The sequence below is a fragment of the Ochrobactrum sp. SFR4 genome (assembly GCF_019730395.1).
In the GTDB taxonomy this organism is placed as follows: domain Bacteria; phylum Pseudomonadota; class Alphaproteobacteria; order Rhizobiales; family Rhizobiaceae; genus Pseudochrobactrum.
Map to the genome: position 1 here is coordinate 189743 of NZ_JAAPBB010000006.1, position 25372 is coordinate 215114.

22 protein-coding genes are annotated in these 25372 nt (G+C 52.3%); 16 read left to right on the plus strand and 6 right to left on the minus strand.

Annotated elements, in window-relative coordinates:
• The 4 genes from HBA93_RS09880 to HBA93_RS09895 all read left to right on the plus strand — a co-directional run bounded on the left by HBA93_RS09880 (position 1) and on the right by HBA93_RS09895 (position 4749).
• Complete coding sequence (locus tag HBA93_RS09880) at positions 1 to 1155, plus strand: Gfo/Idh/MocA family protein (protein WP_221723154.1); 1155 nt, start codon at positions 1 to 3, stop codon at positions 1153 to 1155.
• Positions 1152 to 2690, plus strand: coding sequence for a sugar ABC transporter ATP-binding protein (locus HBA93_RS09885; protein ID WP_221723155.1), 1539 nt, complete (start codon positions 1152 to 1154; stop codon positions 2688 to 2690). The genes HBA93_RS09880 and HBA93_RS09885 overlap by 4 nt, the downstream gene beginning before the upstream one ends.
• Positions 2687 to 3700, plus strand: coding sequence for an ABC transporter permease (locus tag HBA93_RS09890; RefSeq protein ID WP_075654437.1), 1014 nt, complete (start codon positions 2687 to 2689; stop codon positions 3698 to 3700). The genes HBA93_RS09885 and HBA93_RS09890 overlap by 4 nt, the downstream gene beginning before the upstream one ends.
• 104 nt (positions 3701 to 3804) lie before the next feature.
• Entirely contained in the window at positions 3805 to 4749 is a 945-nt protein-coding gene (locus HBA93_RS09895) for a substrate-binding domain-containing protein (RefSeq protein WP_221723156.1), read from the plus strand.
• A gap of 69 nt (positions 4750 to 4818) precedes the next feature.
• On the opposite strand, the gene HBA93_RS09900 is transcribed toward HBA93_RS09895, so the two are convergent.
• Positions 4819 to 5358: an invasion associated locus B family protein gene (locus tag HBA93_RS09900; protein ID WP_221723157.1), complete on the minus strand. Its 540-nt coding sequence runs from the start codon at positions 5356 to 5358 to the stop codon at positions 4819 to 4821.
• 388 nt (positions 5359 to 5746) lie between these two features.
• Between HBA93_RS09900 and HBA93_RS09905 the strand changes: the two genes are divergently transcribed.
• The 5 genes from HBA93_RS09905 (at position 5747) to HBA93_RS09925 (ending at position 10292) form a co-directional block, all read left to right on the plus strand.
• Complete coding sequence (locus HBA93_RS09905) at positions 5747 to 6889, plus strand: ABC transporter substrate-binding protein (RefSeq protein WP_221723158.1); 1143 nt, start codon at positions 5747 to 5749, stop codon at positions 6887 to 6889.
• Between the two features lie 63 nt (positions 6890 to 6952).
• Positions 6953 to 7831, plus strand: coding sequence for a branched-chain amino acid ABC transporter permease (locus tag HBA93_RS09910; protein ID WP_221723159.1), 879 nt, complete (start codon positions 6953 to 6955; stop codon positions 7829 to 7831).
• A complete protein-coding gene (locus tag HBA93_RS09915; RefSeq protein ID WP_221723160.1) occupies positions 7828 to 8829 on the plus strand; it encodes a branched-chain amino acid ABC transporter permease in 1002 nt (333 codons plus the stop codon). The genes HBA93_RS09910 and HBA93_RS09915 overlap by 4 nt, the downstream gene beginning before the upstream one ends.
• On the plus strand, positions 8826 to 9569 hold the full coding sequence (locus tag HBA93_RS09920) for an ABC transporter ATP-binding protein (RefSeq protein WP_121991831.1): 744 nt from the start codon (positions 8826 to 8828) through the stop codon (positions 9567 to 9569). Before HBA93_RS09915 ends, HBA93_RS09920 begins: the two co-directional genes overlap by 4 nt.
• A gap of 3 nt (positions 9570 to 9572) precedes the next feature.
• Positions 9573 to 10292 (plus strand): ABC transporter ATP-binding protein, encoded by a 720-nt coding sequence (locus tag HBA93_RS09925; protein WP_221723161.1) that lies wholly within the window; start codon positions 9573 to 9575, stop codon positions 10290 to 10292.
• Positions 10293 to 10429: 137 nt separating this feature from the next.
• Here HBA93_RS09925 and fdhA read toward each other — a convergent pair whose 3' ends face one another.
• Both fdhA and HBA93_RS09935 read right to left on the minus strand, forming a co-directional pair.
• On the minus strand, positions 10430 to 11620 hold the full coding sequence (fdhA, locus tag HBA93_RS09930; protein ID WP_121991829.1) for a formaldehyde dehydrogenase, glutathione-independent: 1191 nt from the start codon (positions 11618 to 11620) through the stop codon (positions 10430 to 10432).
• A gap of 154 nt (positions 11621 to 11774) precedes the next feature.
• Entirely contained in the window at positions 11775 to 12134 is a 360-nt protein-coding gene (locus tag HBA93_RS09935; protein ID WP_122094689.1) for an antibiotic biosynthesis monooxygenase family protein, read from the minus strand.
• Between the two features lie 76 nt (positions 12135 to 12210).
• Here HBA93_RS09935 and HBA93_RS09940 point away from each other — a divergent pair, with 76 nt between their 5' ends.
• Together HBA93_RS09940 and guaB are read left to right on the plus strand one after the other, a co-directional pair.
• A complete protein-coding gene (locus HBA93_RS09940; RefSeq protein WP_221723162.1) occupies positions 12211 to 12894 on the plus strand; it encodes an ArsR/SmtB family transcription factor in 684 nt (227 codons plus the stop codon).
• Positions 12895 to 13056: 162 nt separating this feature from the next.
• Positions 13057 to 14550: an IMP dehydrogenase gene (guaB, locus tag HBA93_RS09945; protein WP_075654446.1), complete on the plus strand. Its 1494-nt coding sequence runs from the start codon at positions 13057 to 13059 to the stop codon at positions 14548 to 14550.
• A gap of 35 nt (positions 14551 to 14585) precedes the next feature.
• On the opposite strand, the gene HBA93_RS09950 is transcribed toward guaB, so the two are convergent.
• A complete protein-coding gene (locus HBA93_RS09950; protein WP_221723163.1) occupies positions 14586 to 15518 on the minus strand; it encodes a hydrogen peroxide-inducible genes activator in 933 nt (310 codons plus the stop codon).
• A 260-nt stretch (positions 15519 to 15778) separates the two neighbouring features.
• On the opposite strand from HBA93_RS09950, the gene katA reads away from it, so the two are divergent.
• The 5 genes from katA (at position 15779) to guaA (ending at position 22002) form a co-directional block, all read left to right on the plus strand.
• Complete coding sequence (gene katA, locus HBA93_RS09955; protein ID WP_221723164.1) at positions 15779 to 17278, plus strand: catalase KatA; 1500 nt, start codon at positions 15779 to 15781, stop codon at positions 17276 to 17278.
• Between the two features lie 137 nt (positions 17279 to 17415).
• Positions 17416 to 18708: an RsmB/NOP family class I SAM-dependent RNA methyltransferase gene (locus tag HBA93_RS09960; protein ID WP_221723165.1), complete on the plus strand. Its 1293-nt coding sequence runs from the start codon at positions 17416 to 17418 to the stop codon at positions 18706 to 18708.
• Between the two features lie 262 nt (positions 18709 to 18970).
• The gene (locus HBA93_RS09965) at positions 18971 to 19426 is read left to right on the plus strand and encodes a PaaI family thioesterase (protein ID WP_221723166.1); all 456 of its coding nucleotides are present in this window, start codon (positions 18971 to 18973) and stop codon (positions 19424 to 19426) included.
• A 214-nt stretch (positions 19427 to 19640) separates the two neighbouring features.
• Complete coding sequence (locus tag HBA93_RS09970) at positions 19641 to 20357, plus strand: 5'-methylthioadenosine/S-adenosylhomocysteine nucleosidase (RefSeq protein ID WP_286201862.1); 717 nt, start codon at positions 19641 to 19643, stop codon at positions 20355 to 20357.
• 88 nt (positions 20358 to 20445) lie between these two features.
• On the plus strand, positions 20446 to 22002 hold the full coding sequence (gene guaA / locus HBA93_RS09975) for a glutamine-hydrolyzing GMP synthase (RefSeq protein WP_221723167.1): 1557 nt from the start codon (positions 20446 to 20448) through the stop codon (positions 22000 to 22002).
• A gap of 125 nt (positions 22003 to 22127) precedes the next feature.
• Here guaA and HBA93_RS09980 read toward each other — a convergent pair whose 3' ends face one another.
• Both HBA93_RS09980 and HBA93_RS09985 read right to left on the minus strand, forming a co-directional pair.
• The gene (locus HBA93_RS09980; RefSeq protein WP_353619341.1) at positions 22128 to 22847 is read right to left on the minus strand and encodes a L,D-transpeptidase; all 720 of its coding nucleotides are present in this window, start codon (positions 22845 to 22847) and stop codon (positions 22128 to 22130) included.
• Positions 22848 to 23123: 276 nt separating this feature from the next.
• Positions 23124 to 24701, minus strand: a complete 1578-nt coding sequence (locus HBA93_RS09985) for an EAL domain-containing protein (RefSeq protein ID WP_221723168.1) — start codon at positions 24699 to 24701, stop codon at positions 23124 to 23126.
• Positions 24702 to 25372 lie beyond the last annotated feature (671 nt).

Genomic DNA, 25372 nt, shown 5'->3' on the forward strand with positions numbered 1-25372 from the left:
ATGGGAAACGCAGCACATCGTATCAGACTTGGCATGGTCGGCGGCGGGCAGGGCGCTTTTATCGGCGCCGTGCATCGCATTGCAGCGCGGATTGACGATCAGTATGAACTGGTCGCCGGTGCGCTTTCATCCGATCCGGCACGCGCCGGTGCTTCTGCGCAAGAGCTAGGCATTTCGTCTGAGCGCTCCTATGCGTCTTTTGAAGAAATGGCACTGGCGGAAAGCCAAAGGCCGGATGGGATTGAGGCTGTGGCTATAGTCACGCCGAACCATCTGCATGGCGCAGCTGCCCGTGCTTTTCTGGCCGCAGGCATTCACGTGATTTGCGATAAGCCGCTGACAACAACAGTTTCTGAAGCCGAGCAACTGGTTGAAACTGTTCAGCAGTCCGGCAAAATCTTTGTGCTGACCCATAATTACAGCGGCTATCCGATGATCCGGCAGGCGCGGGAAATGGTCGCCAATGGTGATCTGGGCGATATCCGTGTTGTGCAGGCCGAATATGCGCAGGACTGGCTGACAGAGCGCAGTGAGCTGAGCGGTAATAAACAGGCTGAATGGCGTACAGACCCGAAACGCTCCGGAGCCGGTGGCGCAATCGGTGATATCGGCACCCATGCCTATCATCTGGCCGGATTTGTCAGCGGTCTTGAAGCCGAGGCAGTGCTGGCACAGCTGACCAGTTTTGTTGAAGGTCGTGCATTGGACGATGATGTGCAGATTATGCTGCGCTACAAAGGCGGCGCGCGTGGCATGTTATGGGCAAGTCAGGTTGCAGTCGGCAATGAAAACGGGCTGAAACTGCGCGTCTATGGCAGCAAAGGCGGGCTGGAATGGTCGCAGTCTGACCCGAATTATCTGTGGTTCACACGTTTTGGCGAACCGAAGCAACTCATCGCTCGTGGTGGTGCCGGAGCCGGTGCCTCAGCCGCTCGTGTTACCCGTATTCCGGGCGGACATCCGGAAGGTTATCTCGAAGGATTTGCCACGATTTACACGGAAGCAGCACGCGCTATCCGCGCAGCGCGCAACGGTGAAAAACCGGATGCGGCAGTGTTATTTCCGACTGTTGAGGATGGGCTTGAAGGAATGCGCTTTATTGAAGCTTCTGTGGCTTCATCCAAAGCGGGCAATGTCTGGACAAATTTGCGATGACAGAAACTGACACGAGCAGCAAATCACCTTTTATGCGTGTTGAGGGACTGGCCAAAAGTTTTGGTCCGGTGGAAGTGCTGCGCGATATTACGCTGGATATCCGTGAGGGTGAAATTCACACGGTTATCGGCGAGAACGGTGCCGGTAAATCAACACTGATGAAACTGCTGGCCGGACATTTAAGTCCGAGCAAAGGCACAATCTTTATTGATGGGCAGCCGGTTGTGCTGTCAGGGCCGGTTGGTGCGGAACAACGCGGTATTGTGCTGGTGCATCAGGAAATTTTGCTGGCACCGGATATGACGGTTGCGCAGAATATTTTCCTCGGCCGTGAGCAGCGCAAAGGCCTGATGCTGAATGACCGTGCCATGAATGCACAGGCCAGAGCGGCAGTTGCAGATCTCGGTGCTGATATCGAGCCGACTATGCGTGTTGAACAATTGTCGATTGCGCAACGTCAGCTGGTACAGATTGCCCGTGCTTTGCTGGTGCCGCACAGACTGGTGATTTTTGATGAGCCGACTGCTTCACTGACGCCGGTTGAAACTGAAGCTTTGCTCAAAGTCATCATGGCTATCCGTAATCGCGGTGCAGCGATTTTGTATATTTCACACCGCTTGCCGGAAGTGAAAGCCATTGCCGATCGTGTGACAGTGCTGCGCGACGGGCAGATGATTACAACGCGCGAGGCAGAAGGGCTGGAGCCGCTGGATATGGCACAGCTGATGGTCGGGCGTGATATGTCCCAGCTTTATCCGGAACGTGTCATCCCGCAGGTCAAAACGCCTGTGCTGGAAGTCTCGGATTTTAACGTTCCGGGCTATGCATCCGGTTGTGCTTTCACGCTGCATAAAGGCGAGATACTCGGTTTTGCAGGCCTGATTGGCGCGGGTCGCACCGAGCTGTGCGAGGGCGTTGTGGGCTTGCGTCACGCGCATGGTACTGTGCGTGTGAACGGAACAGTGAAGCGCTTTCACAATGCCCGTGAGAGTATGGATGCCGGACTTGTTTACCTGAGTGAAGATCGCAAAGGTAAAGGACTGTTGCTGGCACAAAATTTGCGCACCAATCTGACATTGGCCGCTTTAAGCCAGTTTTCAGGCTTGCAGATCAACCGCGCTGCCGAGGCCGCAGCATTGGAAAAGGCAATCGGGGACTTTGATATCCGTACCCGTAATCCTGATCTTCTCGCCGGACAGCTTTCAGGCGGCAATCAGCAGAAATTGCTGCTGGCAAAGATGATGCTGCTTGAGCCGGATATTGTGATCATTGATGAGCCGACACGCGGTATCGACATTGGTACCAAAGAGCAGATTTACCGTTTTATTGCCGAGCTGGCCGCACAAGGCAAAGCCGTTATCGTGATTTCTTCGGAAATGCCGGAACTGATCGGCCTGTGTCACCGTGCACTGGTGATGCGCAATGGCCGTATCGTTGCGGAAATCAGCGGAGACAAAATGACCGAGAATGAAATTGTTGTGCACGCTACCGGTGTCACATCTTCAGAGGCTGCAATTTTTGCAGAGGCGCTATGACAGAACAGGCTAAAACCACTCCGCAAAATACAACAGAACGCCGTTTCTGGCAGGATATGGATTTGCGCGCTGTTGCCCCTTTCGTGGCATTGGCTGCTCTGCTGGTCTTCGGAACGCTGGTGAACTCCAATTTCATCGGCGTGGACAATCTGCTGAATATTGCAACCCGCAGCGCCTTCATCGCGATTATCGCTATCGGCGCGACCTTTGTCATTTCATCCGGCGGTCTTGATCTGTCTGTCGGCTCTATGTCTGCCTTTGTTGCAGCTGTCACGATCATGTTTATGAATTCCGGCATTATCACCGGCATTCTGCCGATGCTGCTGGTGGCTGCCTGTATCGCCATTGTTGTCGGTGCGCTTTGCGGACTGGCCAATGGTGTCACGACAACACTCGGACGCATCGAGCCGTTTATCGTAACGCTTGGTACAATGGGGATATTCCGCGCACTCACCATCTATCTGGCTGAAGGCGGTTCCATTGCTATGAAATCGCAGGAGCTGCGGGCAGCCTATCGTCCGGTTTATTTCGGCAATATTCTGGGCGTTCCGGTGCCGATTGTTGCGATCATTGTTGTGGCGCTGATTGCGTCCTTCATTCTCTACCGCACAGCTTTTGGCCGCCATATTATCGCGGTTGGTTCCAATCAGGATGTGGCGCGTTATTCCGGCATTCCGGTTAACCGCGTGCGCACGATGGCTTTTGTCATTCAGGGTATCTGTGTTGCTATCGCTATTCTGATTTACATTCCGCGTCTGGGGGCGGCCACACCAACCACGGGACTGATGTGGGAATTGCAGGCAATTACAGCGGTGGTAATCGGTGGCACAGCCTTGCGTGGCGGTGTCGGGCGCATTTGGGGCACTGTTTGCGGTGCGCTCATTCTGGAAGTTGTCGGTAATATTATGGTTCTGTCTGATCTGGTCAGTGAATATCTGATCGGGGCGGTGCAAGGAGCAATCATTATCATTGCGATGCTGGTGCAGCGTTCATTGTCGCGGCGACAGTAGTTGCAGGTGTATTTGGTGGCGGGGCTGTGGCTCCGCTGCCGCAAAAGCGGCGGAGGGGAGGCCGGACCGCCGTGTCGTCAGGCCAAATATCAGGGAGTGAGACCATGAAAAATATTCTGTTAGGTGCTGTTTGTGCTGCTGCCCTGTTCGGGACAGCGGCTCAGGCACAGGAAGAAAAGAAAGTCACGATTGCCGTGTCGATACCGGCGGCTGACCACGGCTGGACCGGCGGCGTTGTCTATCACGCAGAACGTGCAAAAGCGGTTCTGGAGAAGAACCATCCGGGTTTGAAAATTGTTATCAAAACCTCGCCGGACGGCGCTTCGCAGGCCAACGCACTGGAAGATCTGACCACGCAGGGCATGGATGCGCTGGTAACGCTGCCGCATAATTCCGATGAGCTGACCGATCCGATCCGTCAGGTGAAGGATAAGGGCATTTTCATTACCGTTGTTGACCGCGCATTGTCTGACCAGTCCATTCAGGATCTTTATGTTGCCGGTAATAATGAAGAACTCGGTCGCGTTGCCGGTCAGTATCTCAAAGACACGCTCGGTAAAGGCGATGTCGTGGTTATCCGTGGCCTGCCGATCGTGATTGATGAAGAGCGCCAAAAGGGTTTTGATAGCGCAGTCGCCGGTAGCGATATCAAGGTGCTGGACAAGCAGTTCGGTAACTGGTCACGTGATGATGCCTTTAAAGTGATGCAGGACTATTTGGTTAAATATCCGAAAATCGATGCGGTCTGGACGCAGGATGACGATATGAGCGTTGGCGCTCTTGAAGCCATTCAGCAGGCCAAACGCACAGATATTAAAATGGTTGTCGGTGGTGCCGGTATGAAAGAAATGATCAAAAAGGTTGCCGACGGCGATGCGTTGGTGCCGGTTGATGTGCTCTATCCGCCTGCAATGATCGCAACTGCAATGGAACTGACCGTTGCCAATTTCTACGATCAGGTGCCTGTGCGCGGACGTTACATTCTGGATGCAACTCTTGTCACCAAGGACAATGCGCAGGAATTCTACTTCCCTGATTCACCATATTGATCGGGTTGTACCTGAAAAAGAAAAGCTCCGGTTTGCCGGAGCTTTTTTGTTTTGTGCTATAAGCGGGCACTATTTCAGCAATTCTCTGGTGCGTTTTATGGCGGAGGCAAAGCCATCTAGCGGGACTGTGAGTTTAAGATCTTTTCCGTCCGCAGATTGTATGAGGACAGACAGGTTCTGCCCCTTACTTAAGGCATCTGTCTTCGCAGCATCAAAACTGGCGGGTACAATGCAACCGGCAGGCAGACAGGTTGAGAATGCGACAGGTTTGTCAGTAGCTGTTTCATCAATCTGCAAAACCGCTCCGGCGCTGAGATTGAGGCCAAATGGCAGAACAAAAGCGCCGGATGCACCGCTTTTATCGGGGCTTAGTTCAACGGCAAGTGCCCGCTGCCTTTTATCATCAACCTGCTGCTGGGACATGGAACAGAGGACTTTTTGCGCTTCATCCTGTTTTTGAACAAGGCAGGAGACTGTCCAGTTGCCGTAAGTTTCAGAGAGCGATGATGCACCGCCTGGTAATTCGGTGGCAGCAGATACTGAAACGGTGTGCAGCATCAGTACCATGGCAGTTCCGGATATTATTTTGCGGATATTTTTATTGTTCATCAGTTTGCTCTCCCCCGTTTCATTGAATGACTGACGGATATTCCAAAAAATCCGTCAGCTGTATTTCTCTTTGGGTCTGTTAAATAAAAACAATCCGCACCATAGACAGTTTTGGCCGGTGAAATACTGACAATTATATATGTTTTACGGGGATAAAATCTGAGCATTCCGGCAATGCGGAAATATTGGGCTTTATTGGTTAAGCCTGTGCTTGCAACTGTGCAAACAAGCCGTTAAATCAGATTATGATGGGCTGAAACTCCGGTCATTGAATATACATTTCTGTATGGTGAAAAACATATGTTGTTTTTGTGCTGACAATAATGATGTGAATGATTGTGCAGACAGAATGAAATCCCATCCGGTCGGGGAGCCTTGGGAGGGGTTTATGAACAGAAGACATTTACTGGCTTTAACTGCAGCAGCTGCATTGTCAGCAGCGTTACCGCAAATGAGTTTTGCGGCGGAAACCATCAAAATCGCAGACGTGATTGAACTGTCCGGAGCAGGTGCGACCGTTGGCACGAATTGGCGCGACGGTCTGAAGCTGGCTGTTGAAGAGATCAATGCCGCAGGCGGCGTGCTCGGACAGCAGCTCGAAGTCACAGACTATGACACGCAGACCGATGCAACGACTTCACGCGCTATGGTGCAGAAGGCGATTGACGACGGCGCTTATGTGATTATGGGGCCGATTTATTCCGGCTCGGTCAAGGTTAATATGATGGTTGCCATGCAGAATGGTGTGCCGCAACTGACTGGTGCGGAAGCACCATTCATCACCGATCTCGGTAATCCTTATATTTTCCGCACATCCTTCGGCGCGCAGCAGTCGATGCCGAAGCTGGTGAAATATCTCACCGATGAACTGAGCGCTAAAACCGTTGCCGTTGCATGGGTCAATAATGATTTCGGCAAAGGCGGACGCGATGCATTTGTTGCTGAACTCGACAAACGCGGCATCAAACTTGTCGGTGATGTATCCAGTGAAGTCGGTCAGGCGGATTTCGCCGCTGACGTGGTGAAGCTTAAAGACAGCAATGCCGATGTGATCTTTGCCTATCTGCATGAAGAAGAAAGCGCACGTTTGCTGAAAGAAATGCAGAAGCAGGGCGTGAAGCAGCCGATCTTTGGTGAAACCACGCTGATGAACCAGAAGGTGATTGATCTGGCCGGTGATGCAGTGAACGGCGTGCGTGGCCATGTCGGGCTGACAGCCGATGCACCGGTGCAGGGTGTGCAGGATTTTGCCAAGAAATTCGAAGGCAAATATGGCTACAAGCCGGATCACAATGCGATTAAAGCCTATATGGGTGCTTATATCGTGAAATATGTGACTGTGAAGAACGGCAAAGTTGACCGTCAGGCCTTTGCTGATGCGCTTCACGGGCTGACCATCACCCCTGCTGATGAGCCGGGCATTCTGATGGAAACCACATGGGACGACAAAGGCGAAGTGAACCGTGAGAGTTTCCTTGTGGAAGTCAAAGACGGCAAGCAGTCTGTCGTTTCCACGCTGCCTAAGCTTTAAGCTGATCGTATAATTCGGCGGGTATGTCCCGCCGGATTATGCCCGCAAAACGGACTTTTCCTGATGGCTACTTTCTTTCAGTTGCTGGTATCGGGTCTGGCAACAGGCTCGATCTATGCCCTTGTGGCAATCGGCTTTACGTTGCTCTGGCAGGCTTCACAGACGATCAATTTCGCGCAGGGCGAATTTGTCATGCTGCCCGCATTTTTTGTGCTGGCAGGCACACAGATTTTAGGTCTCAGTTTTCCGGTCGCCATTTTGCTGGCACTGGTGCTGACACTGCTGTTTCTGGGCTATGGTTTCAAGCGTATCATCATTGATCCGTTGCTGCCGCATGGCGTGCTGCCGATTGTTATTGCGACAATTGCGTTGGGCATTCTGCTGAAAGAAGGCGTCAAACAATTCTATACGGCGGAAGCCATGCCGTTTCCGGCGCTGTTTACCGACCGCACATTGAATATTTTCGGAGCGGCGATCTCGGTACAGGATATTGCGGTTCTGGCGATCTCGCTTGGCACTGTGGCACTGCTGCAATTCTTCCTCAACGGCACCAAGACGGGGCGCTGTATGCAGGCAACAGCGCAAAACCCGCAGGTGGCGGAAATTCTCGGCGTGCCGGTTAAGCGTATGATACTCTATACATTTTTGATCAATGGTGCGCTGGCTTTGCTGGCTTCTGTTCTGATTTCACCGATCTATCTGGCGAAATTCTCCAATGGTGAAACGCTGGGGCTGATCGCCTTTATCGCGGCGATTGTCGGCGGCTTTAACCAGATTCGTGGTGCCTTGGCCGGTGGTCTGCTGATCGGCGTGATTGATAATCTCTCAGCTGCTTATATTTCCGCATCCTATCGCTCGGCAGTGCCGTTGATCCTGCTGATTGTGATTATTCTCGTGCGCCCGCAGGGGCTGCTCGGCAAGGCGGAAGGACGTACAATATGAGCCTTCGCAAAATACTCCTTCTGCTGGCCGGTCTGGCAATTCTGATCGCTCTGCCGTTCTCGCAATCCAATTATGGATTGCTGGTACTGTCGTCGTGGCTGATCTATTCCATTGCTGCCATGGGGCTTAATCTGACGCTCGGCTATGCGGGGCAGATTTCGCTGGCGCAGGCCGGTTTTATGGCTTTGGGTGCCTATACTGTGGCGCTGATGACGATGGCTGGTATCGCATGGCCATTCGCGCTGATTGCGGCAATGCTGCTGTGCTTTGTGCTTGGTCTGCTGCTCGGTTATCCGGCTTTGCGTGTGCAGCATCATTTTCTGGCTTTCGTCACGCTGGCTTTCAATGCGCTGGTTATCCTCGTGCTGCGTAATGAAGAGTGGCTGACCGGCGGGACTTACGGCCTGACGGGTATTCCGCGTCCGGAAATTTTCGGCATGAAAACCATGATGGCCACGCCGTTTTATTATTTCGTGCTTGGCCTGTTTGTGGTGACGGCACTGGCGCTTTACGGCATTATCCGCTCTCCTTGGGGGCGGGCATTTAAAGGCCTGCGTGAGAACCCGATCCGCGCCAATAGTCTTGGCGTTGATGTTCGTAAAATGACCTTGCTGGCCTTTGCTATCGGTGCTGCCTATGGCGGTCTTGCGGGTGGTCTGATTGCGCAACTCACCCAATATATCGAGCCGCATTCTTTCGGTCTGCCAATCTCGCTCAAAATCCTGCTGATGGTGATTGTCGGCGGTGCTGGCTTCTTCTTCGGGCCGGTCTTGGGGGCTTTCCTGATCGTGCTGGCGCCGGAATTCCTGCGCTTTACCGAAGGCTATTATCTGATGCTCTATGCGGTACTGGTGATTGTGCTGATGGTATTCTGCCCGACAGGACTTTTGGGATTGGCTGAGCGTGCCAAGAATGCATTGAAGCAGCGCCGTAATCCGCAGGCAACCGCATGGACGACAAAAGCTGCGCTCGACAGCAACGGGGAGAAAAACCAATGAATCCTGTTCTTTCCGTGCGTAATCTGAGCAAGAATTTCGGCGGGGTAACCGCTGTGGATGATGTATCCTTTGAGGTGTATGAAGGGGAAATCCTCGGCCTGATCGGGCCGAACGGCAGTGGCAAATCCACTTTGTTCAACTGTATTCTCGGGCAATTGCCTGCCACAAATGGCACGGTGCTGGTGGACGGGCAGAATGTTGCGGGCAAACGCCCAAGCGATCTCAATAAGCTCGGCGTCGGCCGCACCTTCCAGATGCTGCAGGTGTTTCCGGATATGAGCGTGCTGGATAATATTATTCTGGCCGGTCAGGAGCATAAAGGCTCGATGCTGTCGCGTTTGTTCGGTCGTCCGGATGCCGGTTTGACTGAAGAAGCGAAGACGATGATCGAGTTCTTCCGTCTCACACATCAGACCCATGAAAAAGCAGGTTCTCTGTCTTACGGGCAGCAGAAATTGCTCGACGCGGCTATGGCCTTTATGGCGGGGCCGAAGCTGGTGATGCTGGATGAACCCGCAGGCGGGGTTAATCTCACCATGCTGGCCGACCTCAAAGAGCGGCTCAAGGCGTTCAACCGTGAGCGCGGAGCAACCTTTGTGGTGATCGAGCATAATATGGAATTTGTCATGTCGCTCTGCACGCGCATTATTGTGCTGGCAAACGGGCGTATCATTGCCGAAGGCGATCCGGAAACCGTGCGTAACAATCCGGACGTCATTGAAGCCTATCTGGGAGGCTGAGCCATGCTGGAACTGAAACAGGTCTTTGGCGGCTACGGCAAGATGACCATTCTCAACGGTACGTCTTTCCGCATTGAAAAAGGCACGATCACCACAGTGATCGGCCCTAACGGAGCGGGGAAGTCTACTGTATTCAAAGCGATTTTCGGCCTTCTGAATATCCGCTCAGGGCAGGTTCTGCTCAACGGCAAGGATGTGACAGGGCAGGTGCCTGCTAAAATGCTGGCTCATGGCGTGAGCTATGTCCCGCAGGGGCGCAACTTGTTTCCTATGCTATCGGTGAAGCATAATCTGGAGGTCGGCGGTATTTCCGCACCGGATCAGAGCAGGGTTGCACGCCGCATTGATGAGGTGATGGAGCAATTTCCGATCCTCAAAGAGAAAGCCAATCAGCAAGCGATTACACTCTCCGGTGGTCAGCAGAAGCAGCTGGAAATTGCCCGCGCACTGCTGCTTGATCCGAAATTGATCCTGATTGATGAACCGTCCATTGGCTTGTCACCGCAAATGGTGAGCGAGACATTCCGTACGCTGATCCGTCTGCGCGATGAAGGCGTGACGGTGCTGATGGTTGAGCAGAATGCCAAGGCGGCACTGGCGATGTCTGACTATGGTTTGGTGCTGGAGCAGGGGCAGACGCGGATGCATAACAAGGCAGATGCGCTGCTGGCTGATCCGCGTGTCGGGCAGCTGTTTCTCGGTGCCAGCCTCGAAGAGGCGTGAAACAAGAAAAGCCTCGAAGAGGCGTGAAATAAAAGAAGCCTCGAAGAGGCGTAAATTTAAAGACACCTCGAAGAGACGGAAACAAAAAACAGCCCCGCATGAGCTATCATGCGGGGCTGTTTCGTATCAAATCATTCTCAGGCTGATTTCAGCAGATCGCCATGCGGGTCGATGACGAATTTCTTCGCGGCGCCCTGATCAAAGCTTTCATAGCCTTTCGGTGCATCATCCAGCGAGATCAGCTGCGCATTGACGATTTCCGCAATATTCAGCCGGTCGTGGAGAATGGCCTGCATCAGCTGGCGATTATATTTCAGCACTGGTGTCTGGCCGGTGTGGAAGCTCTGTGCTTTTGCCCAGCCGAGGCCGAAGCGTAAGGAAAGGCTGCCAACTTTGGCGGCTTTGTCCACTGCACCCGGATCTTCGGTCACATAGAGCCCCGGAATACCGATATTGCCAGCCGCGCGGGTGATTTCCATCATCTGATTAAGCACAATTGCCGGTTGCTCGCCGCCTGCATGGCCGCGTGCTTCAAAGCCCACGGCATCAATGGCACTGTCCACTTCATTGCTGCCGGTAATATCGGCAATCAGATCGCCGAGACGGTCAGAGGCGGAAAGGTCAACCGGTTCAAAGCCGACTCTCTTGGCATGGGCAAGACGCTCTTTGTTGAAGTCACCGATCATCACCACGGCTGCACCGAGAATGCGGGCAGAAGCAGCAGCCGCCAGACCGACAGGGCCTGCACCGGCCACATAAACGATGGAACCAACACCGACACCGGCTTTAACTGCTCCGTGGAAGCCGGTTGGCAGAATGTCGGACAGCATGGTCAGATCACGGATTTTGGCCAGCGCGCGATCGCGATCCGGAATTTTCAGCAGGTTAAAATCGGCATAAGGAATGGTGACATATTTGGCCTGACCGCCGATCCAGCCACCCATATCGACATAACCATAGGCGCCACCGGCGCGGGACGGATTAACGGTGAGGCACACGCCGGTATCCTGCGCGCGGCACGTGCGGCAGCGGCCGCAGGCCACGTTGAATGGTACGGAGACGATATCGCCGATCTCCAGCATTTCTACATCCGCGCCTTTTTCAATCACTTCACCGGTGATTTCATGGCCGAGTACAAGACCTGCTTCCGCTGTGGTGCGGCCGCGCACCATGTGCTGGTCGGAGCCGCAAATATTCGTTGTAATGACTTTGAGGATCACCGCATGTTCGATCTTGCGTCCTGTCGGGTCGGCAAAAACCGGATCTGCGATATTCTGTACTTCAACCTGTCCCGGACCCGTATAAACGACACCACGGTTACTGCTCATGGATTTTCCTCCCAGATAAATCACCAGATGAATAAATGTGCGAATAGTGGATGAAGGTCTTTGCAATGCTGGCCAAAGTGTATGCCAAGTTTGGTGAGATATCGTTCTGGACGCGACATCTAATGTGGTGAATGGGCAGGCTGATGTTTTGAGGTCAGGTCAGTTCCCGCTCATGATGAAAGCTGCGGCTGTCCTGTGGTGCCTGTGTGCGGCTGTTTAAGCCGTAATCGCGGGTAACATCGGCCACCCGCAGCCGGTAATCGGCAAAAACACCGCTGCGCCCCGCAGCTTGCGCCGAGCGGTGCATGAAGCTTGAACGCCAGTTTTTCACGGCTTCTTCATCACGGAAGAAGGAGAGGGAGAGAATTTTGTCTGGATCACTCAGGCTCTGAAAACGCTCAACGGAGATAAACCCGTCAATCTGTTGCAACTCCTCTTTCAGGCTGGCGGCAATGTCCAGATAGGTGTTTTTCTGTCCGCGGGCGGGAAAAACTTCAAAGATAACGGCGATCATGGGGAGTCTCCTTATGCTGTGTCAGGGCAGTAAATAGGCTATTGTTGTGCATCGATGTTTCGGTTATCATCGAACTATGAAAGATGGCCCTGTCATAGCTTCTGTCGCCGCATTGATCGGCGACCCCGCCCGCGCAAACATCCTCACTGCGCTGATGGATGGCCGTGCTTTGACGGTCAGTGAACTGGCAGGTGTGGCCGGTGTCACCGTGCAGACAGCCAGCGGACATCTCACCAAGTTGAGTGATGCCGGTTTGCTCACTGCTGAAAAACAGGGGCGTCATCGTTATTTCCGTTTGTCAGGTGCAGATGTGGCGCAAGTGTTGGAAGCCTTGATGGGGTTGGCGCAACGCACGGGTGCTGTGCGGGTACGTACAGGCCCTAAAGATGCAGCCTTGCGTGAGGCGCGGATTTGCTACGATCATCTGGCGGGTGAGACGGGTGTCACGCTGTTCAACGGCCTGACGGCGCGTAATTATCTGCAAGCGACAGAGCAGGAAGATTTGCAACTGACAGATCAGGGGCGTGAATTTTTCCACACACTCGGTCTTGAGCTGAAGTCGCTGGAAAGCAAACGCCGTCCGCTTTGTCTGCATTGTCTGGACTGGAGTGAGCGCCGCCATCACCTCGGTGGTGCGCTGGGTGCGGCAGTGCTGGACATGATGCTGGAGCGCAACTGGCTACGCCGCGAACAGGGACGTGCCTTGCATTTTACATCGGCAGGACGGAAGGAATTCAGCCGTCATTTTAGCTGTAATTAAGCTGCCTGATACAAGATCTGGTAAAATTTACGCTATTTTCACGAATAGTCTTTTCAAAAAGTCATATCCGTGTTACCAGCCGCTGCCAATTCAATTGAAACGATAAGAGTCGTTGCACCCTCTGCTCCCACAGGGTGTTTTACCTGTTTAAAGGAATTGGCCATGGCGAAAATTGTTGAATCATCCACCGGCGCATACGCGCTGACTTTTGATGATGTCTTGCTGCAACCCGGTCATTCCGAGGTTATGCCTGGTCAGGTCGATCTGCGCACTACCATTGCTGAAGGTATTGAACTGAACCTGCCGCTGCTCTCCGCAGCGATGGATACAGTGACTGAGTCCCGCTTGGCGATTGCTATGGCGCAGGCTGGTGGTATCGGCGTTATTCACCGTAATCTGACACCGGAATTACAGGCAGAAGCTGTTCTGCGCGTTAAGAAGTTCGAATCCGGCATGGTTGTAAACCCTGTCACCATCGGCCCTGACGCAACCTTGGCTGATGCACAGGCGCTGATGCGCATGCATGGTATTTCCGGTATTCCGGTTGTTGAAAATGCCGGTAAAGGCCCGGGTCGTCTGGTCGGTATTCTGACCAACCGCGATGTGCGTTTTGCCTCTGACCCTGCACAGAAAATCTACGAACTGATGACCCGTGAAAATCTGGTCACCGTGCGTGAAAACGTTAATCAGGAAGAAGCCAAGCGTCTTCTGCACCAACATCGCATTGAAAAACTGCTGGTTGTTGATGCGCAGGGTCGTTGCACCGGTCTGATCACCGTCAAGGATATGGAAAAGTCGCAGCTCAACCCGAATGCCGCTAAAGATGCGCAGGGTCGTCTGCGTGCTGCTGCTGCAACTTCCGTTGGCGATGATGGTTTTGAACGGGCGGAACGTCTGATCGAAGCCGGTGTTGATCTGCTGGTGGTTGATACTGCCCACGGTCACTCGCAGCGTGTTCTGGATGCGGTGACCCGCATGAAGAAACTGTCTTCCGATGTACGTATCCTTGCCGGTAACGTGGCAACCGGTGCGGCAACACAGGCTCTGATTGATGCCGGTGCCGATGCGGTTAAAGTCGGTATCGGACCTGGTTCGATCTGCACCACCCGTATTGTTGCCGGTGTTGGTGTACCGCAGTTGTCCGCGATTATGGGCGCTGTTGAAGTGGCTCAGAAAGCCGGTATTCCGGTTATCGCTGACGGCGGTATTAAATTCTCCGGTGACTTCGCCAAGGCACTGGCTGCCGGTGCATCTGCTGCGATGGCCGGTTCGCTGCTGGCGGGTACAGAAGAAAGCCCGGGCGAAGTTTACTTGCATCAGGGGCGTTCTTATAAATCCTATCGCGGCATGGGTTCCGTTGGTGCGATGGCACGCGGTTCCGCTGACCGTTACTTCCAGGCGGAAGTGCGCGATGAGCTGAAGCTGGTGCCGGAAGGTATTGAAGGTCAGGTTGCCTATAAAGGCCCTGTTGCCAATATCCTGCATCAGCTGGCCGGAGGTCTGCGTGCTTCGATGGGTTATGTCGGTGCAAAAACACTGCCGGAATTCCGTGAGAAGGCAACATTTGTTCGCATCACCAATGCGGGCTTGCGTGAAAGCCATTCGCACGGCGTGACTATCACCCGTGAAAGCCCGAATTATCCGGGCAGCGTATAAGACGAATAGAAAAAAGGCCGGTTTAACCGGCCTTTTTATTGCTTGGGAAGCTCTGTAATCTCAGTTTCGGAAAGCAGTAAAGGCTGTGCTGCTTGTCTGGCCAGTTCGGCCAGAGCGTTAAAATCAGCTAAGCGCAGGCTCTGTTTACGCCAGAACAGACCGACCTGACGTTTCGGGCAATCATCCGAGAATGGTACAATGCGAATGCGTTTATGCGGAACCTCAGAGCGGATGGCGATTTCCGGTATCAGTGTCAGTCCCATATCATTGCTGACCATTTGCAGCAGCGTGGCCATGCTCGTTGCACCGAAATTCACCAGTGTACGCTCGCGCGGCAGAGCGCAGACCTCAAGTGCCTGATCGCGCAGGCAATGGCCTTCCTCAAGTAGCAGCAGTTTTTCCAATGCCGCATTGCCCTGCGTGAGTGGTGAGGGCAGGACATCATTATTATTGCTGGAAGTGGCAATCAGAAACCGGTCATCAAACAAGTGTTTACCCGTCAGATAGGGATCATGCACCGGCATAGTGGCAATCACCGCATCGAGTTCACCATTGCGCAATTCTTCCAGCAGCTTGTCGGTCAGTGCCTCGCGCAGTTCCAGCGTCAGTGCCGGATATTGCTGTTTCAGCGCCTGAATAAGATCCGGCAGCAAATAGGGGGCAATGGTTGGGATGATGCCAAGCCGCAGCCGTGACTGTAAAATACCGCTTTTCTGCTCGGTCAGTTCTTCCAGCGCACGGATTTCCTGCAAAATCACTTTAATGCGCGGCCAGAGTGTGTGGCCGAGTTCTGTGAGCAGAACCGTTTTATTGGCGCGTTCAAAGAGCGGGCTGCCCGCGAGATTTTCCATTTCCGCAATTTGTGCGGACAGAGCGGGTTGTGAAACGAATACCGTTTCCGCTGCTTTGCGGAAATGCAGATGAGTGGCGAGCGCATCGAAATAACGCATTTGTTTGACTGTAAACATGATAAGAAAATCCTATCAATATTTGCAGGAAATTCAATTGGAAATTATGGTTAGAATAGTTCTATTCTTTAGAATGAGCATGAGAATGCAATTTCAGTTCTGATCAATGTATATGATTAAGCAATTGAAATTGAATATTTAATACATGTTTTGACTGGTGCCGGATCCCTGATGGTGGTTCTGCGCCCGTCATAATCTTGTCATGCAGGTTTTTTTATAATGGTTCAAAACAGAGCCAATCATACAAGGGAGAGTTAAAAATGGCCGATCGTCCGATTATGACCACCAGTGCCGGTTCACCAATACCGGATAACCAGAATTCCCTGACTGCAGGCGAGCGCGGTCCTGTCTTGATGACCGATTACCAGCTGATCGAAAAACTGGCACATCAGAACCGTGAGCGTATTCCTGAGCGTGCGGTGCATGCCAAAGGCTGGGGTGCCCATGGTACACTGACCATTACCGGTGACATTTCCAAATTTACCAAAGCCAAAGCCTTGCAGCCGGGTGCGAAGACCCCGATGATCGCGCGTTTCTCTACTGTGGCCGGTGAGGCCGGTGCAGCAGATGCCGAGCGCGATGTGCGTGGTTTTGCGTTGAAGTTCTATACTGAAGAAGGCAACTGGGATCTTGTTGGTAACAATACGCCGGTCTTCTTCGTGCGCGATCCTGTGAAATTCCCTGACTTCATTCACACTCAGAAGCGTCATCCGAAAACCAATATGCGTTCTGCCACAGCCATGTGGGATTTCTGGTCATTGTCGCCGGAAAGCCTGCATCAGGTGACCATCCTGATGTCTGACCGTGGTTTGCCGACTGATGTGCGTCACATCAATGGTTACGGCTCGCATACTTATTCGTTCTGGAATGATGCCGGTGAGCGTTATTGGGTGAAATTCCACTTCAAAACCATGCAGGGCCATAAACATTGGACCAATGGAGAAGCCGAAAAAGTTGTCGGCCAGACCCGCGAATCCACGCAGGCCGACCTGTTTGGTGCGATTGAAAAAGGTGAGTTCCCGCGCTGGAAGGTGCAGGTTCAGATCATGCCTGAACTCGATGCCGATAAAACACCTTATAACCCGTTCGATCTGACGAAAGTCTGGCCGCATGCGGATTATCCGGTGATGGATATCGGTATTATGGAGCTGAACCGTAACGCTGATAATTATTTTGCGGAAATCGAGCAGGCTGCTTTCTCGCCGTCGAATATCGTGCCGGGTATCGGTTATTCGCCGGATAAGATGCTGCAGGCGCGTGTGTTCTCCTATGCGGATGCCCATCGTCATCGTCTCGGCACTCATTATGAGCAGATTCCGGTGAATAAGCCTGCTTGTCCGGTGCATCACTATCACCGCGATGGCCAGATGAATACTTATGGCGGCATCGCAACGGGAAATTCCGATGCTTATTATGAACCGAATTCATTCAATGGTCCGGTTGAACTGCCTTCGGCGAAAGAGCCGCCGCTGAAAATCTCCGGCGATGCGGATCGTTATAATCACCGTATCGGCAATGATGATTATTCGCAGCCGCGCGCGCTGTTCAACCTGTTTGATGCAGGTCAGAAGAGCCGTCTGTTCTCGAATATTGCTGCGGCAATGGGTGGGGTTCCGGGCTTTATCATTGAGCGTCAGCTCGGCCACTTCAAGCTGATCCATCCGGATTATGAAGCGGGTGTACGTGCAGCCCTCAAAGAAGCGCATGGCTATGAAGCCAATACAATTTCCAATGAGGAAAAGCAGACTGCTGCAGAATAAGTGCTGAAAGCGCAATACAAAGAAGCCGGAGTATCACTGCTCCGGCTTTTTCTTTTGTTCAGGTCGTTTCACTTTGGCGTATTTTAAGCTATGCGGTGAGAACAGATGAACAAGATACAGACAGGAAAGCGGTAAAGATGCGTTTGGGCGGACGGTTGCAGGCAGCGATAGAAGTGCTGGAAGATATTGAACGCCAGAGCCGTGCTGCTTCCGATGCGCTGAAAGACTGGGGCGCTGCGCACCGTTTTGCTGGTGCCGGCGACCGCGCCGTGATCGGTAATCTTGTCTATGATGTTCTGCGTCGTAAACTTTCTCTCGGCTGGCGGATGGATGCGCAGGATGCCCGCGCACTGGTTTATGCCTCTGTCCTGAGCGATCAGGATATGGGCGGCGAATGGCTGGAAGCTAATCTGGCCGGTGATAAATTTGCACCGGCACCGCTTGAAGCGGAGCGCTTGCAGGCTTGGGAAGGCCGTGATCTGGCAGATGCTCCGGATTATATCCGTGCGGATATTGCTGAGAGCTGGGTGCCGGAATTTTCAGCCTTGTTTGGTGAGAACTGGGTTGCGCAGGCCGCTGAACTTGCCACACGCCCGCCGGTTGATCTGCGGGTCAATACGCTGAAAACCAATCGCGATAAGGTGCTGGCCGCACTGGAGGGTCTGAAAAACGCCGGTGCAGAAGCTGCACCTTTTCTGCCGGAAGCAGTGCGTATTCCGCCTTTGCGTGCTCTGGGCCGCCATCCGAATGTACAGACCGAGCAGGCTTTTCTCGATGGCTGGTATGAGGTGCAGGATTTAGGCTCGCAGCTTGCCGCGAAACTGGTTGGTGCGCAGCCCGGTCAGCAGGTTATGGATTATTGCGCCGGTGCGGGTGGTAAGACGCTGGCATTAGCCGCTGCGATGCAGAATAAAGGGCAGATCCATGCCTATGATGCTGAGCGCTCGCGCCTTAATCCGATTCATGATCGCCTGAGCCGCGCGGGCGTGCGCAATACACAGGTGCATAACCGGCCGGAAAATCTGGAGCCTTATAAAGGTCAGATGGATATTGTACTGACCGATGCGCCTTGCACCGGTTCCGGTACATGGCGCCGTCGTCCTGATGCCAAATGGCGTTTGACAGATGTGCAGCTTGAGCGCCGCGTTGCTGACCAGATGCAAGTGCTGGAAGCAGCCAAACATTATGTCAAGCCGGGCGGTCGGCTGGTTTATGTGACCTGTTCGCTGTTTGCCTCCGAGAATAACCGGCAGATTGCCCGTTTCTTAAGCGAGAACTCTGATTATACAGCGCTGCCGATGGCTGATTTGTGGAACGGCATAACTGATCTGGCACAACCACATTATCCGGATTTCGGTGCCGTCTTCTCGCCTCTTTCCACGGATACAGACGGCTTCTATATCGCTGTTTTGCAAAATCAGCCTGTCTGAGTGTCAGGTATTTTTCTGATCCTGATCACAATATTGAAAAAATACGGGCTTTTTAGCCATTAAAGCTGGTATTTTTTTCTGTTTGCGCTATTAGTTAGGCTTGAATAGCAATATCCGATATAAATATATGTCTATGAGGATATATCCTGTTTCCGGTCGTACATGGGCATGCTTTGTGCGAGCCGGTGGTTGGAATAGGTTCTGAAGACTGTTATGCAGATGCCATAAAACTGACATTCAGTGTGCAAGGCTGAGGGATATTATGGCAGTACCGAGAATAGCAGAACCGGATTTCAAAGAACGGGTAGAGAAAAGTTTTGCACGTCAGGCGGCGATGAAGCTGATTGACGCGCAACTCACACGCTGCGAACCGGGTGTGGTTGAAGTAGAATTGCCGTTTCGTGCCGATCTGACCCAGCAGCATGGTTTTTTACATGCGGGAATTGTGTCTACGGCTCTTGATGCTGTCTGCGCTTATTCGGCGCTGACAATGATGCCGGCGGATGCCGCAGTGCTGACCATCGAGTTCAAGGTCAATCTGCTGGCACCCGGTAAAGGCGACCATTTTCTGTTCCGCGGTAATGTAACCAAGCAGGGACGTACGATTATGGTCAGCGACGGTCAGGCATTTGCCGTTGGTGAGACTGAAGTGAAATTGGTAGCCACGATGACAGCGACGCTGATGGTGGTGAAAGATCGCGAAGATTTGCAGGACTAGGTTATCCTCTGAACACCTGTCCTGAGTGTGCTGTTTACAGAAGAATTTCCGTAAACAGCTTTTTGATTTGAACCTCGTGCGGATTTATCCCAAAGCTCCGCGCAAGTCCGAATAAAAGGGTGTGCCGCAATCGTCTGTATTGATGGCCTCAGGTGTTAGAATGACCAAGATTATGTCCGCGCCGGTACAGGGTGCTTCAGAAAATGCTATGTCGATGCTGCAATATGTGCATGATTTCGGCGGCAAAAAAGTTCTGTTTGTTATGGCGTCCCCTTCAGAATACGGTCCGCATTTGCAGGCTATGTTCAAGCCGCTGATTACCGGTATTGGTCCTGTTGAGGCGGCTGTTGTGGTTTCTGCTGTTCTGGCCGATCTTTCCATGCGCGGCGCTTTGCCTGATCTGGTGGTGTCACTTGGGTCTGCCGGTTCGGCAAAGCTGGTGCAGACTGAGATTTATCAGGCGGTGAATGTCGGTTACCGCGATATGGATGCTTCGGCTCTCGGCTATGCCAAAGGCCAGACACCATCTGCCGATTTCCCGATCATCATTCCTCTGCCATATCATATTCCGGGTGTTGCCAGCGCGTCCTTGTCCACAGGCGCAAATATCGTCACCGGTTCTGCCTATAATGACATTGATGCGGATATGGTGGATATGGAGAGCTTTGCGATCCTGCGCACCTGTCAGCGTTTTGCTGTGCCGCTGATCGGTCTGCGTGGTATTTCTGATGGTGATGAAGCCGTGAAGCAGGTGTCTGACTGGACACGTTATCTGCATATTATTGATGAGAAACTGGCACAGGCTGTGCGTTTGCTGGAAGCGGCAATGTTACAGAGCACATTGGTTAAAACAACCGGTCATCCGGATCCGGGTCTTTACAAGGCTGATCTTGAGCGTACAGTGCCGCTGACGGTAAAATCCGGCGACTGATCTTATCTCCGCTGTTTGTACCCTAATATATTGTCGCGGGTTTCGATTCCGGCTTGCAACAATCAACATAATTCTCTAGATGCTGCCCATGAGCACCCATCCCGATACTATCCTTATCATTGACTTTGGCAGTCAGGTCACGCAGCTGATAGCGCGGCGTGTGCGCGAGGCCGGAGTCTATTCCGAAATCGTGCCGTTCCAGCTGGCAGATGAAGCGTTCAAGCGCATCAATCCGAAAGCTGTGATCTTGTCCGGCAGCCCGCATTCGACCACCGATATCGGTAGTCCGCGCGCACCACAGGCAGTGTTTGAAGCCGGTATTCCGGTTATGGGCATTTGCTACGGTCAGCAGACCATGTGCGAGCAGCTGGGCGGCAAGGTCGAAAGCGGCCATGACCGTGAATTCGGCCGTGCGTTCCTCGAAGTGAACGAGGACAGCGCACTGTTTTCCGGCATCTGGGCCAAAGGCACCCGCCATCAGGTGTGGATGAGCCACGGTGATCGTGTAACAGCGCTGCCGGAAGGCTTCAAAGTTGTCGGCACATCGCCGAATGCACCATTTGCAGCCATTGCCGATGAAAAACGCAAATATTTTGCGGTGCAGTTCCATCCGGAAGTGGTGCACACACCGGACGGCGCGAAACTCCTGCAGAATTTCGTCCATAATATTGCCGGTATCAAGCCGGACTGGACAATGTCCGCTTATCGCGAACAGGCTGTTGAAGCCATCCGCAAACAGGTTGGCAAAGGCAAGGTTATCTGCGCGCTTTCAGGCGGCGTGGACTCTTCCGTTGCAGCGCTGCTCATCCATGAAGCAGTCGGCGATCAGCTGACCTGTATTCTGGTTGATCATGGCCTGATGCGTAAGGATGAAGCGGCGCAGGTTGTTGCAATGTTCAAAGAACATTACAACATGCCGCTGGTTCTGGTGAATGCACAGGATCGTTTCATCTCCGCTCTGGAAGGTGAAACTGATCCGGAAGTGAAGCGCAAGACCATTGGCCGTCTGTTCATTGAAATGTTCGAAGAAGAAGCGGCTAAACTCGGTGGTGCAGACTTCCTCGCGCAGGGTACACTCTATCCTGACGTGATCGAAAGCGTATCTTTCACCGGTGGTCCTTCGGTTACAATCAAGTCGCATCACAATGTCGGTGGTCTGCCTGAGCGTATGAATATGCAGCTCGTGGAACCACTGCGTGAACTCTTCAAGGATGAAGTGCGCGTTCTCGGTAAGGAACTCGGTCTGCCGGATTCTTTCATCGGCCGCCATCCGTTCCCGGGGCCTGGTCTGGCAATTCGTTGCCCGGGTGGTATCACCCGTGAGAAACTGGAAATCCTGCGCGAAGCTGATGCAGTTTATCTGGATGAAATCCGCAAAGCCGGTCTTTATGACAAGATCTGGCAGGCTTTCGCAGTATTGCTGCCGGTTCAGACCGTTGGTGTTATGGGTGATGGCCGTACATACGAATTCGTTTGTGCGCTGCGTGCGGTAACGTCGGTTGATGGTATGACCGCTGACTTCTACCATTATGATATGGACTTCCTTGCCAAGGCGGCGACCCGTATTATCAATGAAGTACGCGGCATCAACCGCGTGGTCTATGATATTACTTCGAAGCCTCCGGGCACCATTGAGTGGGAATAATCCCGCTTAATGATTGGAATAAAAAAATACCGCCGCAGTTGTGAAAACTGCGGCGGTATTTTTATGTCTGAGGTTTGGATGTTGCCCCGAAATACACTGATCACGGGGCAGGGTATTATTTATGCTTATTTCACAACAATGCGTGCGCCGTTTTTAACGCGGGAATGCAGGTCAATAATATCCTGATTGATAAGGCGGATACAGCCGGCAGAAACACCTTTGCCGATTGAAGACGGATTGTTGGTGCCGTGAACACGGTAATAAGTATCGATACCGTCTTTATGCATATAAAGCGCACGAGCTCCCATCGGATTGCTCGGGCCGCCATTAACACCGTCTTTGTAGCGCAGATACTGGGTCGGATTGCGCTTGATCATGTTCTGGGTTGGCGTCCAGCGCGGCCATGCTGCTTTATGCGCGATAATTGCATCACCGCCGTTAAAGCCGCGTGCTGCAGGACCGACACCTACGGCATAGCGGATAGCTTTGCCTTCTGGTTGTACCAGATAGAGATAACGGGCAGGCTGGTCGACAATAATCGTGCCTGGCTTTTCTGAGGTTTTGTAGTCAACAACAGTCCGGCGGTGCTCCGGCTTCAGTTTGGTCAGATCAATAGCAGGGATCTGGTAATTCTGATCCGTCATTGCCCGATACATATGCGCGGCGCTGTCAGTTTCCGGTGTTGCTGCAGGTGCCTCCGGTTCGGAGACCGGTTCCGGCTTTACCGGCTGCGGCTCGATGATCGTGGCATTAACGACAGGTGGCGGATTCTGAACGGTGGTACAGGCAGAAAGAGCAGCAGCGCAGGCGAATAACAGGGATAATTTTAGCGGGGATAATGACACGGACAAACCGGCTCCAGTTTTTAGCAAGGAAGACAACTTGCTCCCTTGCGATACTTAAGGTTTTCTTAAGCGTCTACAAAGAGTTTACCAAGTGATCAATTATTTTTACAAAGATCGGGTAAATGTCAGAAGGATGGTATCTTTTTGGCAACGCATGGGGACTGCTCAGGGCAGAGAACTGAGTGAAGTTGCCTGTTTTGGCAGAGTTCAGTCAAACAGAATGACAACTGACGAAATAATGTTTCAGGTGTAATGAAACCGGAACAGTGTGGCTGGTCACTTGCCGCGTTTAGGCTTCTGACCTGATAAATGTTTATGCATATGGGACTGGAAAACAGCAATGGGTTGCGGCGTGGAGAAATAATAGCCTTGAAGATACTGGACGCCTCTTTTCTGAAGATAATCAGCTTGCTGGCGGGTTTCTATACCTTCTGCAATGATCCGGAGTTCCAGTTGCTGTGACAGATCAATGATGCTTTGCAGAACATGGCGGGAGAAGTCATTACTGCCAATGCCGGTAATAAAACTACGGTCAATTTTGAGCAAATCTGCCTGAAATTCTTTCAGATAATTCAGATTGGAATGGCCGACGCCAAAATCGTCCAGTGCGATCAGAATTCCGGCCTGACGCAGTGTATGGATTTGCTGTAAGAGTTCCGGCGTTGGATCAATTGCTTCGCGTTCGGTCAGCTCCAGCATCAGCCGTATTTTGTTCTGCGAAAACTGGTTCAGGAAATAATGACAGCTTTTGATCAGTTCCGGGTCGGCCAGATAGACTGCTGAAATATTGATGCTGATATGGAAACCGTCCGGAAGTTGTTTCTCCAGTGGCGTAAACTCTTCCGCAACGCGCCGGATCAAGGCGGCAGTCATCGGAATAATCAGTCCGGAACGCTCCATAAAAGGAATGAAACTGTTCGGCAGGATCAGGCCTTCAAGCGGATGATCCCAGCGGGTCAGAACTTCTGCGCCAACCCATCCATGTGTGTCGCTCCGGACAATCGCCTGATAATAAGGGATAAATTCATTATTGCGGATGGCGCGTTTGGCTTCAGCCGTCATGTTACGGGCATTGACAGTCATCCGGTTTGTTGCCACCGCGCTCAACCCGCCAAGAATGACGAGAAGGATGATAAGCGGAAGGTGACGGGATAAAATATAATCCCGTAATGCATCATGGTGGAAACCGGTCTCAACCGAAAACGGATATTTATCAGAACGGGCACGGATCAGAATACTGCTATTGGTTCCTGCGGATATGTTGCGGACTTTGCCGTCCTGTTCCAGCCGGTAAGATCCGATAATCAGCGTTGTTGCCGGTGTCATCTCATGGCTGTTGAGCAGCTGAATGATATGCAGCCCGTCAATCCCTGCCAGTATATAAGAGTTGCCGCTTTTCCACCTGTAAAGCAGAATTGCACGGTCGGGAGAGACTCTGTTTCCTGCGATTAAAGCCAGCCGGTCATCATAAAAACGGGCATTTGTTAAGGGCAGGCGTGTGTCCCCGTAAATAGTGCTGCAGGTTATGATATCGTTTTTTATAACGGACAGAGATCTTACAAAAGATGTTGTGGTCGCTTTGAGGCGCAGCGTCTCGACAATCTCGGAACAGGGTTTCTCAATCAATGATGAGGTTTCTTCTGTCACCTTCCTTGCATTATCGAGAATGTTATTGACATGTTCAATAATGGCGCGACTGGCTGACCGGGCTCTTTCGTGTAAAGCATTGCCTGATTGCCAGTATAAAATCGGCAGTCCCAGAAGTATAGGTGTGAAAAAAGCCAGCAAAACGACAATAATATGTCGTGCTGTATAACTGCTTTTTCTGAACTTAAACTGGCGGTGCCAAATCACTGCAAAGGCTTTCGTATTAATTTGCCTTCCCTCCCATACAGGGAAAGACTTAGGATTCAGTGTAAAATTTCATTTTTTGATTTAACAAAACAACATTTGTCGTTGTGTTTAGCTGTAATTTTTAGTCGTGAAGAGCGCAGCAATGTCCCCTTGACTTCGGTTTATACTGCTGTCTTTATCGGGGCATGCGATGACTCAGATTGACCAGTCTGCATCGCAGTTTTTTCTTCATACAGAGTTGAAATGACAGGGCCGAGATTGCTGACTTTTTTTGTCGTTAATCACATGATGGAACATTTCTCAGGACTTAACGTCGGCTAGTTTCAGCCGCTGCGAAGTGCTGATGCCCTTTCTGTATTGCTAATCCGTATCATCCGAAAATTACCGGCATAACCGGCTCTGCTTGCGGGCGTATTGCGTCCGGCAATCAGTGCTATGAATCTCACTGTCATGAATATATGCGGTGGTGATGCTGTGTAATCTGTAACTCTGTCTGCCCCGCAGAACGAGCCGTGATGTCATTGATACCGGTCAGTACAAACCGCCGCGTCAGCTTCGTTTTCGCAGCCGTCCATTCTTCACACAGGTTTCTGCTAATTCATAGTGGCTTGCCGAGGCTTTGGCACGCCTTACGATTTGCTGTGCCTGTGTTTCCCGAAAACAAAGGAGAC